The sequence below is a fragment of the Pseudoxanthomonas sp. genome (genome assembly GCF_002863005.1).
GTDB lineage: Bacteria > Pseudomonadota > Gammaproteobacteria > Xanthomonadales > Xanthomonadaceae > Pseudoxanthomonas_A.
The window spans coordinates 65778-80556 of record NZ_PKDG01000025.1 but is presented as its reverse complement, the minus strand read 5'-3'; the positions used below and the strand labels follow the sequence as shown (position 1 = coordinate 80556).

General features: G+C 67.8%; 12 protein-coding genes and 1 pseudogene. 6 read left to right on the top strand and 7 right to left on the bottom strand.

Annotated features, from left to right (window positions below; all coding sequences use genetic code 11):
- Positions 1 to 16 precede the first annotated feature (16 nt).
- The 3 genes from CYU89_RS12275 (at position 17) to CYU89_RS12265 (ending at position 6369) form a co-directional block, all read left to right on the top strand.
- Positions 17 to 1048, top strand: coding sequence for a glucokinase family protein (locus tag CYU89_RS12275; RefSeq protein ID WP_296281417.1), 1032 nt, complete (start codon positions 17 to 19; stop codon positions 1046 to 1048).
- Positions 1049 to 1194: 146 nt separating this feature from the next.
- Entirely contained in the window at positions 1195 to 3927 is a 2733-nt protein-coding gene (locus CYU89_RS12270; RefSeq protein ID WP_296281361.1) for a TonB-dependent receptor, read from the top strand.
- Positions 3928 to 4026: 99 nt separating this feature from the next.
- The gene (locus CYU89_RS12265) at positions 4027 to 6369 is read left to right on the top strand and encodes a family 20 glycosylhydrolase (RefSeq protein WP_296281360.1); all 2343 of its coding nucleotides are present in this window, start codon (positions 4027 to 4029) and stop codon (positions 6367 to 6369) included.
- 52 nt (positions 6370 to 6421) lie between these two features.
- On the opposite strand, the gene CYU89_RS12260 is transcribed toward CYU89_RS12265, so the two are convergent.
- The gene (locus CYU89_RS12260) at positions 6422 to 6844 is read right to left on the bottom strand and encodes a VanZ family protein (protein WP_296281416.1); all 423 of its coding nucleotides are present in this window, start codon (positions 6842 to 6844) and stop codon (positions 6422 to 6424) included.
- Positions 6832 to 8016 (bottom strand): SAM-dependent methyltransferase, encoded by a 1185-nt coding sequence (locus CYU89_RS12255; protein ID WP_296281359.1) that lies wholly within the window; start codon positions 8014 to 8016, stop codon positions 6832 to 6834. Before CYU89_RS12255 ends, CYU89_RS12260 begins: the two co-directional genes overlap by 13 nt.
- Positions 8017 to 8135: 119 nt before the next feature.
- Between CYU89_RS12255 and CYU89_RS12250 the strand changes: the two genes are divergently transcribed.
- Both CYU89_RS12250 and CYU89_RS12245 read left to right on the top strand, forming a co-directional pair.
- Positions 8136 to 8969: a 20S proteasome subunit A/B gene (locus CYU89_RS12250; protein ID WP_296281415.1), complete on the top strand. Its 834-nt coding sequence runs from the start codon at positions 8136 to 8138 to the stop codon at positions 8967 to 8969.
- Between the two features lie 26 nt (positions 8970 to 8995).
- On the top strand, positions 8996 to 9172 hold the full coding sequence (locus CYU89_RS12245; RefSeq protein ID WP_296281358.1) for a hypothetical protein: 177 nt from the start codon (positions 8996 to 8998) through the stop codon (positions 9170 to 9172).
- 7 nt (positions 9173 to 9179) lie between these two features.
- On the opposite strand, the gene CYU89_RS12240 is transcribed toward CYU89_RS12245, so the two are convergent.
- Positions 9180 to 10121, bottom strand: coding sequence for an alpha-E domain-containing protein (locus CYU89_RS12240; protein ID WP_296281357.1), 942 nt, complete (start codon positions 10119 to 10121; stop codon positions 9180 to 9182).
- Positions 10121 to 11578 carry a circularly permuted type 2 ATP-grasp protein gene (locus CYU89_RS12235; RefSeq protein WP_296281356.1) on the bottom strand — a complete coding sequence of 486 codons (1458 nt, stop codon included), beginning with the start codon at positions 11576 to 11578 and terminating at the stop codon, positions 10121 to 10123. Before CYU89_RS12235 ends, CYU89_RS12240 begins: the two co-directional genes overlap by 1 nt.
- Before the next feature lie 182 nt (positions 11579 to 11760).
- Between CYU89_RS12235 and CYU89_RS12230 the strand changes: the two genes are divergently transcribed.
- Positions 11761 to 12501, top strand: coding sequence for a pteridine reductase (locus tag CYU89_RS12230; protein ID WP_296281355.1), 741 nt, complete (start codon positions 11761 to 11763; stop codon positions 12499 to 12501).
- Between the two features lie 33 nt (positions 12502 to 12534).
- On the opposite strand, the gene folK is transcribed toward CYU89_RS12230, so the two are convergent.
- The 3 genes and pseudogenes from folK to CYU89_RS12215 all read right to left on the bottom strand — a co-directional run bounded on the left by folK (position 12535) and on the right by CYU89_RS12215 (position 14698).
- On the bottom strand, positions 12535 to 13020 hold the full coding sequence (gene folK / locus CYU89_RS12225; RefSeq protein WP_296281354.1) for a 2-amino-4-hydroxy-6-hydroxymethyldihydropteridine diphosphokinase: 486 nt from the start codon (positions 13018 to 13020) through the stop codon (positions 12535 to 12537).
- A gap of 3 nt (positions 13021 to 13023) precedes the next feature.
- Positions 13024 to 13383 carry a dihydroneopterin aldolase gene (folB, locus tag CYU89_RS12220; RefSeq protein ID WP_296281353.1) on the bottom strand — a complete coding sequence of 120 codons (360 nt, stop codon included), beginning with the start codon at positions 13381 to 13383 and terminating at the stop codon, positions 13024 to 13026.
- A gap of 52 nt (positions 13384 to 13435) precedes the next feature.
- Positions 13436 to 14698: pseudogene (locus CYU89_RS12215) on the bottom strand (mechanosensitive ion channel family protein).
- Positions 14699 to 14779 lie beyond the last annotated feature (81 nt).

Sequence of the window (14779 nt, the reverse complement as noted above, 5' to 3'; positions counted from 1 at the left end):
GAGACGTGTGGTCGCCATTGCCAATCCATTGCCGACAGATGCCAGCCGCGGGGCGCACGACGCCTTCATCGCGGCGGACGTCGGTGGCACCCACGTCCGCATCGGCCTGGTGCGCGGCAGCGGCGACGCCGGGATGCCGGTCCACGTGCTGGAGTACCGCAAGTACGCCTGCGCCGACCACGCCGGCCTGGGCGACATCGTCGAGGATTTCCTGCACCACCTGGGCCTCGACCACGGGCGCGTGACCCGTGGCGTGATCGCCAGCGCCGGCTATGCGCTGGAAGACGGCACCGTCATCACCAACAACCTGCCCTGGCGCCTTTCGCTGGCGGAACTGCGCACGCAGCTCGGCTTCGACGACGTCCGCTTGGTCAACGATTTCGAAGCCGTGGCGCATGCCGCCGCGCAGGTGGACGCCAGCCAGGTGCTGCAGCTCACCGGCCCGGCGATCGCACCGACCCGCGGCCCCACGCTGATCCTCGGCCCGGGCACCGGCCTGGGCGCGGCGGTGTGGATCCCGGTCGGCCCGCGCGCCGTGGTGCTGGCGACGGAAGCCGGCCAAGCCGCGCTCACCGCCGGCAACGCGCTCGAGATGGCGCTGCTGGCCGAGATGCTGAAGACCCGCACGCACGTGCCGGTCGAACAGGCGCTGTCCGGCCCCGGCCTGTTGAACCTGCATGCCGCGCTGTGCGCCGTCCGCGGCGCCGCGCCTTCGGCCTACACGCACCCGGGCCAGGTCACGGCCGCCGCGCTGTCGGGCGACGACCCACTGGCGCGCGAAAGCCTCGACGTGTTCTGCGGCCTGCTCGGCAGCGTCGTCGGCGACATGGCGCTGCTGTACGGCGTGCAGGGCGGCGTGTACCTCGCCGGCGGCATCCTGCCGAAGATCCGCGGATTCCTGATCCAGAGCAGTTTCGTCGCGCGATTCCTCAACAAGGGATCGATGCGCGAGGCGCTCGAACGCATCCCCGTGAAGCTGGTGGAGCACGGGCAGCTGGGCGTCATCGGCGCGGCCCGGTGGTACCTGGATCGCGACGGAGACACATGAAGGAAAGCGCCGGCACAGGCGCGGAGCAGGAAGGGGCGGGGTGCAGGGGATACGTGCAACGCCAGGCGACATCGAAGTACCAAGCACGGCGGAACAGCGCGAGCGATGGCTGCCGGAACTCTAAAAACAATGATGGGAGAGACATCATGAAGTACCGCACCTCGATCCTTTCGGCCTCGATCGCCGCCGGGCTCGCGTTCTCGATGCAGGTCCACGCGCAGGAAGCCGCACCGGCCGACACGGCCGCGACCGACCTGGACACCGTCGTGGTCACCGGCATCCGCGGCAGCATCGAGAAGGCCCTCGATGCCAAGCGCGACGCCGCCACGCACGTCGAAGTCGTCACCGCCGAAGACATCGGCAAGCTGCCGGCCAAGAACGTGGCCGACACCCTGCGCCAGCTGCCCGGCGTCAACATCGCGTCGTCCAGCGCCAGCGAAGGCGGCTTCGACGAAGCCGACCGCGTCAGCCTGCGCGGCACCAATCCCAGCCTCACCCAGACCCTCGTCAACGGGCACGGCATCGGCACCGGCGACTGGTTCGTGCTGAGCCAGGTGGGCAATGTCGGCCGCAGCGTGAGCTACTCGCTGTATCCGTCCGAAATCGTCGACCGCGTGGTGGTGCACAAGACCTCCGAAGCGAAGCTGGTCGAAGGCGGCACCGCCGGCTCGGTGAACATCATCACCCGCCGTCCGCTGCAGTTCGCCGAACCGCTGACGATCCAGGGCTCCATCGGTGCGGTCCATTCCGACCTGCCGGGCGACACCAAGCCGCAGCTCGATGCGCTGCTGAACTGGCGCAACGATGAAGGCACGGCCGGCTTCCTGGTGCAGGTGTTCAACGAACAGCGCAGCCTGCGACGTGACGGCCAGGAGGTCGTGGGCGGCTACGGCACGATCGCGGAGTTCGAGGCGGACGGCGTCACCCGCACTCCCGTCGCAACCAGCAATCCGGATCTGGTGGGCGTGCTGTATCCCAACCTGATCGGCGCCGCGCTGTTCGAGCAGGTCCGAAAGCGCCAGGGCGGTGTGGCGAACATCGAAGCCAAGGTCACTGACGACCTGACGCTGAACGTCAACGCCTTCTACTCGCGCCTGAAGGCGGATAACTACAACCGCAACTACATGATGTGGGCCAGCCAGTTCGTCAACGCGCGCGCGCCCAGCAGCTACAGCATCCAGAACGGCGTGCTGACCAGCGCCACGTACGCGCCGGATACCACCAGCACAGCCGTTACACCCTACGGCGTGTACGACATGATTTCCCGCCCCGGCGCCGAGTCCACCTCCAAGTACATCGCCCTCGATGCCGAGTGGAATGCCAGCGACGCATTGAAGTTCGTCTTCCAGCTCGGCTCCACCAAGGGCCGGGGCAGCAGCCCCACGCAGGACGTGCTGGAGACGGGCATCGCTGGCAACGCCGGCGCGAGCTGGAGCATGAACGGCGTCGGCAATCCGATCGACTGGTCGCTGGGCGGCACCAACACCGCGTCGAACCACCTGCCGCAGAGCGGCTGGATCTTCGGTGCGCAGGGCATCGACGTGCTGGACAAGGAAGACTGGGCCTCGGCGGACGGCCAGTTCTTCTTCGACAACGACACCCTGTCCTCGCTGGACTTCGGCTACCGCTACGCCACGCACGAGCGCAGCAACGACTTCTCGCTCGCGCAGGGTCCCAACTGGGCAACCAACTGGACCGACATCGCGGCGTACCCGGCGGCCGGCGGCGCGTATCCCGGCGACTTCGGCGTGGGCGGCAACGTGCCGTCGGGCATCTGGTACTACACGCCCGCCCAGCTGGCGGAGATCAACGCCCGCTTCGCCAACCGCAACAACCCGGAGCGCTTCTACTTCTCCGACGTCTACGGCGTGAAGGAAGACATCAACGCGGTGTACGCGCAGTTGAACTTCCGCGGCGACCGCTGGAGCGGCAACGCCGGCCTGCGCTACGTGCGTACGCAGACCGACGTGAACTACAACCAGGCGCTGGCGGTCAACTCGGGCATTCCGGGCGCGATCACCGGGTCGGCGTTCGGCGACTACCTGCCGGTCGTGGTGAACAACGACTACAACGAGCTGCTGCCCAGCGTGAACTTCAAGTTCGAGCTGACCGACTCCCTGGTGGCGCGCGTGTCGGGCAGCAAGACCATGACCCGCCCGGACTTCTCCGCGCTGGCCGGTTCGCTGACGCTGAACGACCTCACGCACGAAGGCAGCGGCGGCAATCCGAACCTGGACCCGCTGGTGTCGACCAACTTCGACGCGTCGCTGGAGTGGTACTTCGCTCCGCGCGCACTGCTGGCCGCCAGCGTGTTCTCCATGGACCTGGACGGTTATGTCGACTTCGGCAACGTGATCGTGCAGTACAAGGACCAGCAGGCCAGCCAGGCGGCCGGCACGGATGTCTACAGCGACTACCTGGTGTCGATCCCGGTCAACTCGAACGGCAAGGCCCGCGGCGTCGAACTGACCTACGAGCAGCCGATCGGCGACAACTTCGGCATCAACGCCAACTACACCTACGTGGATGGCGAGGCCGATGGCGGCAAGCCGCTCAACGGTACCTCCGAGAACACGTACAACCTGTCGGGCTGGTACGAGAACGACCGCTTCAACGCACGCATCAACTACAGCTACCGCAGTTCGTTCTACGCCGGCGTCAGCCGCGCCGACAACTTCTACCAGGACGACTTCGCCACGGTCTCGGCGTCGCTGGGCTTCAAGGCCACCGAGTGGCTGACCATCAGCCTCGATGGCCTGAACCTCAACAACCCGAAGCTGAAGTACTACACCGAGAACGATGCGGTGCCGGGCTACCTGCCGCATGCGTTCTACAGCAACGGCCGCCAGTACTACCTGAATTTCCGCTTCAAGTTCTAAGCCTCACGATGTAAGGGAACACTCTCCCTCTGCGGGCCCGGATCCGTCCTGGCCCGCTTTTTTTTGGGCATGCTAGGCCCGCCGCTATCGAGGACTCCGATGAACCGACGCATCGCCCATCGCGCCCTGGCCGGATTGGCCTTCATGCTGCTCGCGCTCACTGCCTGCACGCCCAGAACGGGTGACGACGCCGGCACGACGACGTTGGCGGCCGCACCGATCACGCCTTCGCTGATTCCCGCGCCGGCGGTAATGGAAACCGGCACCGGCAGCTTCACTGTCGGCACGGGCACGCGCCTGTCCGCCAGGGGTGACGTGGCGACGCGCGTCGCGCGGCAGTTCGCCGCCTACCTGCAGTCGGCGGGCGGGCCGGCACTGGCCACTACCGGGGACACAGGCAAGGGCCTGATCCAGTTCGTGCTGGCGCCGGCCGGCGCTGGCTCGGCCAATCCCGAGGCCTATACGCTCGACGTGACGCGCGACGGCATCATCGTGCAGGCGCACGACGAACGCGGCCTGTTCTACGGCGCGGTGACGCTGTGGCAACTGGTCACGCAGGGCGACAAGGGCGGGGCCACGCTGCCCGTGCTGCACATCGAGGACGCACCGCGATTCGGCTGGCGCGGCTTCATGCTGGACCCGGCCCGCCACTTCCAGCAGGTCGACGACGTCAAGAAGATCATCGACGCGATGGCGCTGCACAAGCTCAACACCCTGCACTGGCACCTGACCGACGACCAGGGCTGGCGCATCGAGATCAAGCAGTACCCGAAACTCACCGGGATCGGCGGCTGCCGCATTCCCGCCGGCGACGGCGGCAAGGATCCGAAAACCGGCGAGCCGCGCCCGTACTGCGGCTTCTACACGCAGGACCAGATCCGCGACGTGGTGAAGTACGCCGCCGAGCGCCACATCACTGTGGTGCCGGAGATCAACGTGCCTGGCCATGCGACCGCGGCGATCGCCGCCTATCCCGAACTGGGTTCCATCGACACGCCGCTGGTTCCGTCGAACGAATGGGGCGTGTTCCCCAACCTCGTCAACGTGGAGGAGCCGACGATCGCCTTCTTCGAGAACGTGCTGGGCGAGGTCGTCGCCCTGTTCCCAGGCACCTACGTGCATATCGGCGGCGACGAGGCGGTGAAGGACCAGTGGGAAGCTTCCGCGCGCGAACAGGCGCGCATGCGCCAGGTGGGTGCGAAGACCGAGATGGACCTGCAGGGCTATCTGGTGGAACGCCTCGAGAAGTATCTCGCCGGACACGGCAAGCGCCTGATCGGCTGGGACGAGATCCTCGAAGCCAAGTTGCCGGCGGAAGCGACGGTGATGTCGTGGCGCGGCATCGAAGGCGGCCTGCAGGCGGCGCGCCAGGGGCACGACGTGGTGATGTCGCCGTCGAACAAGACGTACCTCGACTATCTGCAGACCGCCTCGCCGAACGAACCGCCCGGACGCCCCGCGCTGATCACGCTGCAGGATGTCTACGGCTTCGAGCCGGTGCCGCCGGATCTCGAGGAAAGCCAGCGCCACCACATCCTCGGACTGCAGGCCAACCTGTGGACCGAGCACACGCGCACGTTCGCGCGCCTGCAGCACAACGCATTCCCCCGCCTCGCCGCGGTCGCCGAAACCGGCTGGTCGCCCGCGGCCAAGAAGGATTTCGCCAGCTTCACCGCCCGGCTGCCCGCGCAACTGAAGCGCTACGACGCCATCGGCCTGGGCTACGCGAAGACACCGTTCGAGCCGCTGATCGCCACCGAGGACAACCGCAAGGCAGGCACTGCGAAGGTCACGCTGTCCAACCCGCTCGACTACCCGGTGCACTACACCACCGACGGCAGCGAACCCACGCAGGCGTCGCCGACCTTCGCGTCGCCGATCGAGGTGAAGCTGCCGGCCACGCTGCGCGCCGCGGCCTTCGCCGACGGTCGCCCCCTGGTGCCGGCGTCGACGTTCGAACTGAGCGCCGCTTCGATGCTGAGCCGCACCGATGAGGCGATGTCGGTCTGCCCCGACGCCGGCCGCCTGCTGCTGCGCCTGGAAGACGATGGCCCGGCCGATGGCGAGCGCGCGATCTTCAACGCGACGATCTTCTATCCGTGCTGGCAGTGGGACCAGGCCGACCTGGAAGGCATCGCCTCGATCAGGGTACGTGCGGGCCGCATTCCCTACTATTTCCAGCTCGCGCACGACGAGCCGCACCGCACCTTCGAACCGGCGAAGTCGCCGCTGGGCGAACTGGAAATCCTGGGTGGCGGCTGCAAGGGCCACACGCTGGCGACGGTCGCGCTGCCGGCCGCGCCGAACGCGGATGGCTTCCTCGACCTCGAAGCACCGCTGCCCGCAGGCACCACCGGCAAGCAGGACCTGTGCGTGCGCTTCACCGGCGACACGCGCCCGCAGATGTGGGTGCTGGACCGCATCACGCTGCAGCCTCGCTGACGGCCGTCATCGCAGCATGGAAGAGCCGGGCATGTCCCGGCTTTTCTTTTTCCTAGACGCGTGCGGGACGCAGGCGCGCGTCCAGTGTGAGCAGCAGGCGGTGCACGGGCGTCGGCAACGTCGCCAGTCCGGCCAGCACACCCAGCGTGTTCGCAAGCGCATCGCGCGGGTCGGCCATGCGGGTGGCGGTCAGCGTGCCCTGTGCGAACTCCAGGCAGACGCCCAGGGCGACCAGCAGCGCCGCCACGATCAGGCAGCCGCGCCGCGTGGCGAACAACTGCATCGCCGCCGCCGACAACACGCCGTAGGCGAGGAAATGCTCGACCTTGTCGCCGCCTTCCGGCACCGGCGGCAATCCGCTCAGGTTCACCAGCGACAACACGATCACGGCGGCGACGGCCAGCAGCCAAAACCCAAGCCACAGCCGCGGGCGATGGAACGGCTTCAGCGCGAAGACACGGCTCACAGGCGCCAGCTCAGGTCGTTGAACAGGAAGGCCGTGCCGAACTCGACGTCGCTGGAGAATCCCATCACCTGGAAACGCTCGCCCATCTCGCTGGGGAGCGTCAGCCGCTTGGCTTCGTTGCGCAGGCGCAGCAGCGTGGTTTCGTCCGCGCGTGCCTCGGCTTCGTTCAAGCGCTCCTGCAGCCCATTGCCGAGCAGGAAGTTCGCCTGCGTGGTGTAGCCGGCCAGGTCGAACCCGGCCTGCGTGCCCGCCTCGGCCAGCGCGGTGAAGTCGACCGAGGCGGTGATGTCCTGCAGCCCGGGCCACAGGTAGGGATCGTTGTGCACGCGGTGGCGGTAGTAGGCACGCAGCGTGCCGTCGTCGCGATCGGGCTGGTAGAACTCGCGCCGCGTATAGCCGTAGTCGGCGAACAGCATGGCGCCCCGATCCAGGCCGCCCATCACCGCCTGGATCCAGTAGGGCAACTGCGGCAGCAGCTCGGAGCGATAACCATCGGGAAACGGCCGCCCGATGTACCGCTCGGCATGGCGCACCGCCGCGGACAGCAGGGCATCGGCCGGGCGATCGGCACGCACGAAGCGGCCTTCGCCATCCATCGCCACGCCCTCTTCGAACACTTCGCCATCGCGCAGCGTGAAGCGCGGCGTCGGCAAGGCATCGATCACTTCATTGGCGAACAACACGCCGCTCCACGTCGCCGAAGGTGGGCCGTCCAGCCATTCCACCAGCTCGAACACCGGCGGAATCAGGCGCTGGCGCAGCCGTTCGCGCTGTCGCTCGCGCAGGTCCGCACTGGGCTCCAGGATCGCGTAGCGCGCCGGCAGCGCATCGAGTTCCAGCAAGCGCTTGAGCATGATGTCGGCGAAGGCGCCGCTGCCGCCGCCGATTTCAACGAACTCGGCTTCGGGACCCAACTGCTGCAGCACCGGGGCCACGGCCTGCGCGACGCAGCTCGCGAACAAAGGACCCAGCTCGGGCGATGTCGTGAAATCGCCCGCCTCGCCGAACTTGGTGCTGCCGGCGCTGTAGTAGCCGAGTCCGGGCGCATACAGGCTGCGCTCCATGAAGCGCGAAAACGGAATGCTGCCGCCCTCGGCGGCGATCTCGTTTCGGATGAAATCAGCAAGGCGTTTGCTGTGGGCGCGCGCCGCATCGTCGGGAAGGGGGAGATCGGCCTGCATGGCGCACCTGGAGCGGAAATCCCGGCCATTGTACGGGCCGTCTAACACTGCGACGGTGGCCCTAGCCAACCCCCGGGACGGCGCATAGAATCGTGATGCACAGCAGCAACGGACACGCCATGACCTATTGCGTCGGCATCGAAGTCAACGAAGGCCTGGTCTTCGCCGCGGATACCCGCACCAGCGCTTCCTTCGACGACGTGCGCGTGTACCGCAAGATGCACGTGTTCGAATGGCCCGGCGACCGCGTGCTCGTCATCATGTCGGCCGGCAACCTGGCGACCACGCAGCTCACGCTGTCCCGCCTGCAGCGCGACATCGACGATCCCACCGCCACACGCAGCCTGCGCACGTTCTCGCATCTCTACGAGGTGGCGGAATACGTCGGCGAGATGCTGGTGGCCAGCCAGGTGAAGATGAGCGGCGAACTGCAGCAGAGCGGCGTCAACGTGCAGTCCACGCTGATCCTGGGGGGGCAGATCGCCGGCGAGCGTCCCGGCCTGTACATGGTGTACCCGCTGGGCAACTGCATCGCCACGTCGCCGGAAACCCCTTACCTGCAGATCGGCGAGTCGAAGTACGGCAAACCCATTCTCGACCGCATCATCCGCCCCGAAACGCCGCTGGAAGATGCCGCGCGCTGCGCGATGGTGTCGCTGGATTCCACCATCCGCTCCAACCTCTCGGTCGGCATGCCGGTGGACATCGCCCTGGTGCGGAACGGCGACCTGAGGATCAGCCAGCAGATGCGGCTGGAAGCGGACACCCCGTTGTACGCCGAGATCCACGACACCTGGTCGCGCAAGCTGGAAGCCGCCGTGCACAGCCTGCCGCGCTTTCCGTGGGAGCCGCAGCAGGCACAGGAAGCGCCGCCGCCGGGCCTGCCCGCCATGCCGCCCCGGCGAGTACCGTCGCGACAGGATCCGGGCGACGCGCAAGGCCAGCAGCAGTAACCGTCCGCCGGCGCCGCGAGCCTGCGATGAAACCCTGGGCAGTCGCACTGCTGGCATTCCTGCTGGGCGCCGGCGTCACCGCGCTGATCCTCGTGATCTGGATGCCACCGGCCTGGCGGATCGTCGCCGGCGCGGCGGGACTGCTCGTCGCCAGCAAACTGGCGGCGGTGTCCGCGGCCGCCTGGCGCGAACGCGGCGACTGAGAGCCGCTCAGCCGTGGAAGTAGCCGGAGGCGACGGCGTCGTGCAACGCGCCGAGATGCCGCTGGATCTCGTCCATGAACGCAGCGGGGTTCCGCTCCGCCAGCACGGCGGGGTCGGCGTTGCGCGTCATGCCCAGCACGCGGTTGAGGTGGCGGTCCACGCCCGGACGTGGCGGCATGGTGGGCAGCACGCTCTGCACGCGCGCCAGGCAGAACTGGACGCTGCGCGGGAATTCGTTGTTCTGCAGCAGGAAGCGCAGCGCCAGTTCGGCGGTGACGCGCTGGCGCACGTGGCGACGGAACATCTGGTAGCCGGCCAGGGAGCGCAGCACGCTCATCCACTGCATGTTCTGGAAGGCTTCGCGGTCGTCTTCGTTGCGCGGAGTGACCAGGCCGGATGCGCCGGCATCGATGATGCGCGTGGTCATGTCGGCCTGTTCCAGCGCCGTGCCCAGCCGCAGGAACTGGTAGCCGATGTCGCGGCTGACATTCGCGCTGAGCAGGCCGGACACCTTCAGGCAGCCGTCGACGATGCGCTGCAGGAAATCGAGCCGGTAGCGGCGGCTCAGGCTGCGTTCCCCGTAGGCGGCGATGTAGAGGTGCAGGTCGTTGATGGCCTCCCACACGTCCTGCGGCAGCGTGTCGCGGATGCTGCGCAGGATCTCGCGCGCCGCGTCGACCGACACGCGCAGCGATGACGGATTGCGCTCGTCCAGCAACAGGAAGCGGATCACGTCGACATCGCCCGCGGCGTCGCCGGTCTCGGGAAAGCACTGCTCGAAGCGCTCGCCCGCGCCGACCGTGTCGATCATCGGCCGCCACGCGAACCGCACCGAGCGCGGCATGTCGAGCTGCAGCTGGCTGCCTACGCCGACCAGCCTCGCGGTGTTTTCCGCGCGCCGCACATAGCGGCTGAACCAGTAGAGATCGTCCGCGACGCGCGACAGCATCAGGCGGCCTCCTCGCCATGGTCGGACAGGTCGACGACCCAGGTGTCCTTGGCGCCGCCGCCCTGCGAGGAGTTCACCACCAGCGACCCCTTCACCATCGCCACGCGGGTGAGGCCACCCGTGGTGACATAGGTGTCCTGGCGCGAGAGCACGAACGGACGCAGGTCGATGTGGCGAGGCGATGGACCCTGCTTGGTGACGATCGGCGCGGTGGACAGCGCCAGCGTGGGCTGGGCCATGTAGTTGCGCGGGTTGGCCTCGATCAGCGCCTTGAATTTCTCCCGCTGGCGCTTGGTCGAGCGTGGGCCGATCAGCATGCCGTAGCCGCCGGATTCGTTGGCCGGCTTCACCACGAGCTTCTCGATGTTCTCCAGCACGTACTTCCGCTCCTTCGCGTTGTGGCAGAGGTAGCTGGGCACGTTGGGCAGGATGGGATCCTCGTCCAGGTAATACTTGATCATCTTTGGCACATAGGCGAAGACGACCTTGTCGTCGGCCACGCCCGCACCCGGTGCGTTCGCCAGCGCCACCTTGCCCGCGCGCCAGCTGCGGATCAGCCCGGGTACGCCGAGCACGGAGTCGGGGTGGAACACGTCGGGATCGATGAACAGGTCGTCCACGCGCCGGTAGATGACGTCCACGCGCTTGGGCCCGTAGACGGTCCGCATGTAGGTGCAGTCGTCGTCGGCGACGAACAGGTCGCTGCCTTCGACCAGCTCGATGCCCATCGCCTGGGCAAGGTACGCGTGCTCGAAGTAGGCGCTGTTGAACACGCCGGGCGTCAGCAACGCGATCACCGGGGTATCGCCCGGGCGCGGCGACAGCGCCGCGAGCGTGTCGTAGAGCTGGCTGGGGTACTCGTCCACCGGCAGGATCGAGCTGGTCTCGAACAGTTCCGGGAACACGCGCTTGGCCACCATGCGGTTCTCCAGCATGTAGCTCACGCCGGACGGAATGCGCAGGTTGTCCTCCAGCGCGTACAGCGTGCCGTCGCCGTCGCGCACCAGGTCCGAGCCGCAGATGTGCGCCCACACGCCCAGCGGCGGGGTGATGCCGACGCACTGCTCGCGGAAGTTCACCGAATCCTTCAGCAGCATCGCCGGGAACACCTTGTCCTTGACGATCTGCTGCTTGCCGTAGATGTCGCCGATGAACAGGTTCAGCGCGCGCATGCGCTGCTTCAGGCCGGCCTCGGTCCGCTGCCATTCGCTGAGCGGGATGATGCGCGGGATCAGGTCGAACGGCAGCGTGCGGTCGACGTTGCGGCCGTCGGAATACACGGTGAAGGTGATGCCCTGGACGCGCGCCACCACGTCGGCGGCGAGCTGGCGTTCGGCGAGCTCGCGGCCGGACAGGCCGGCCAGGTATTCCACCAGGCGACGCGCGGCCGGTCGCGGCCGTCCATCGGCCTGGATCAGTTCGTCAAAGGTCGTGGTGCGGTACTTCGCCCAGTCCATTCGCCTTCCTGCTGTCCCCGACGGCACATCCGGCGAGGAGTAATGCATCGCAACATGCATGGTCGATGCGCACGCCGTCAAGCATCCGGGCGATGCCGCGTTCTCCTCACATTGCTGGCGGTGCCATGCGCCATTCCGGTGCAACTCAGGGGACAATGCGGGCCTTGCTTCCGGAGCCTGCCATGTCCACAGCGCGTCGCGTCGTCCTGATCACCGGTGCCGCACGCCGCATCGGCGCGGCGATCGCACGTCGCCTCCACGCCGAGGGCCATGACCTGGCGCTGCACTATCGCGGGTCGTCTTCCGACATGCGCACGCTGGTCGGCGACCTGGAAGCGGCACGCGCGGGCAGCACGCTGATGCTGCAGGCCGACCTGGCAGTCTTCGACCGGCTGCCGGAACTGGTGGCCAAGACCGTCGGGCACTTCGGCCGCCTCGACGCGCTGGTCAACAATGCCTCCGCCTTCTATCCCACCCCCGCCGGCGCCACCACCCCCGCGCAGTGGGAGGAACTGTTCGCGGTCAACGCACGCGCGCCCTTCTTCCTGGCGCAGGCGGCCGCTCCGCACCTGCGCGCCGCACGCGGCGCCATCGTCAACATCGCCGATGTCTATGCCGAGAGGCCACGTGCGGACCTGGCGGTCTACGCGGCCTCGAAGGACGCGCTGCTGGCGGTGTCGCGCGGACTGGCGGTATCGCTGGCGCCGGAGGTACGGGTGAATGCCGTGTCGCCCGGCGCCATCCTGTGGCCCGATGGCGGGATCGATCCCGACGTGCAGTCGCGCCTGCTGGCGCAGACCCCGTTGGCGCGCGTCGGAGATCCGGACGACATCGCCGGTACCGTGGCGTGGCTGCTCGGCGACACCGCCGGCTACGTCACCGGCCAGGTAATCCACGTCGACGGCGGCCGGCACATCGCCTGACGCGCATGTGGCGTAGCGTGCGCCATGCGCGCGCTACGGGAACGGGACCGCCTGCGGAGGCGTGTCGTGGTCGGGATGCCCGCGCCACAGCGCCGCCAGCGTATGGCCGCTGCGCGGTTCGACCACGTCGGGTGCGATGTCGACCAGGGGCAGCAGCACGAAGGCATGCTTCAGCTCATCGCGCGGCAGGCGCAGGTTGCCCGGCCCCTGCATCACCCGGTCGTCGTAGAGCACGATGTCGATGTCGAGCGTGCGGTCGGAGAAGCGCGGACCGCTGCGGTCGCGACCATGCGCGTCTTCCAGCGCGTGCAGCCAGTCGTTCAGCGCCAGCGGATCCAGGTCGCTGTCGATGATGGCCGCCGCATTGAGGAAGTCGGTACCGTCGAAGCCGACCGCGCGCGTGCGGTAGACGGGCGACAGCACCACCTCGCCGAAGCGCTCGCGAAGCGCATCCACCGCCACCCGCAGGTGGCGCTCGGGTTCCACGTTGCTACCGAGGCTGAGATAGGCCTTTCCCATGGTTCAGTCCGGCCGCACGCCGCGCTCGATCAGCACGCCGACGTTGCGCGCGCCGGTGACCGCGCCGGGCTTGCTCAGCTTCAGCCGTACCCATGCCACCCCGAATTCCTCGCGGATGATCGCCGCGCATCGTTCGGCGAGCGTCTCGACCAAGCCGAAGTTCGCCCCTTCGACGAAGGCGATCAAGCGCTTCGACACCGCCTTGTAGTCCAGCGTGTGCACGATGTCGTCGCTCGCGGCGGGAACGCGGTTGTCGAATGCCATCTCCACGTCCAGCGCGACGGTCTGGCGGATGCCGCGCTCCCAGTCGTAGATGCCGATGACGGTCTCGATGCGCAGGTCTTCGATGAAAACGATGTCCATGGGGGGCTCTGGATCCGGGTGCGGGAATGGTACGCGCAATCGTCGCGTCCGCTCAGCCCGCGACTCCCATGGCGGCACGCGGCATGCCATCAAGCCGCCGCAGGTCGGCACCGCCCGGCTGCTGGAAGACCTGCAGCCCGAACTCCGGGAGGATCGCCAGCAGGTGGTCGAAGATGTCCGATTGGATGCCTTCGTATGCGCCCCACGCCACTGTCCGGGTGAAGCAGTAGATCTCCAGCGGCAGTCCGGTCGGGCCCGGCGGCAGCTGGCGGACGAGCAGCGTCATTCCATCGTGGATGCCATCGTGCGCGCGCAGATAGGCTTCGACGTACGCGCGGAACGTGCCGACGTTGGTGATCCGCCGGTGGTTGACGGTCTCGCTGCCCCGCGCGGCCAGCGAGGTGTTCCATGCCCGCAGTTCGCCGTCCTTGTGCCGCAGGTAGTCCTCCAGCAGGCGGAAGCGGCGCAGGCGCGCCTGTTCGGCATCCTCGAGGAACCGCACGCTGTTCTGGTCCAGGTGCAGCGCACGCTTGATGCGCCGGCCGCCGGACTCGCTCATGCCCCGCCAGTTCTTGAACGACTCGCCGATCAGCTTCTTGGTCGGGATGGTCGAGATGGTCTTGTCCCAGTTCTGCACCTTCACCGTGTGCAGGGCGATGTCGATGACGTCGCCGTCCGCGTTCTGGCTCGGCATTTCGATCCAGTCGCCCACCCGCACCATGTCGTTGGAGCTGATGGTGACGCTGGCCACCAGCGACAGCAGGGTGTCCTGGAACACCAGGATCAGCACCGCCATCATCGCGCCCAGGCCCGACAGCAGGATCACCGGCGACCGGTCGATCAGCGCGGCCACCATCAGGACGGCGGCGACCATGAACACGATGATCTTGAGCAGCTGCAGATAGCCCTTGATCGGTTTGTCGGCGGCATCGGGTCGACGCTGGTAGACCTCGTTGGCCAGGTCGAGCGCCGCCGCGACGGCCAGCGCGACCGTGAGGATGATGAAGGCGAAGCACACGTTGCGGACCACCGCCACCAGCAAGGGCGGCAGGTCGGGAACGAAGGCGACGCCGGCCGCGAGCACGACGGCGGGGACGACGTTGGCCAGCCTCGGGATGACGCGCAGGCGTACCTGCTGGTCGCCCTGTCCCACCGGCAGCGTGGCAAGCAGTCGGCGCAGGCCGCGCAGCAGCACGCGCTTGGTCAGCCAGTTCGCCAGTCAGGCCAGCGAGACGAGTGCGCCGGCGGCGATGAGGGCGTAGGCCCCGGGATACGGCGCGAGGTGCGCGCGCAGGGCGTCCAGGTGTTCGATCATTCCGTTACCCCTTGAGGCGGTTCATGCGCACCCCGGGGACTGCATTGCGCAGGAGGGTGCGTCGGTTGGCGGAACGGTCAC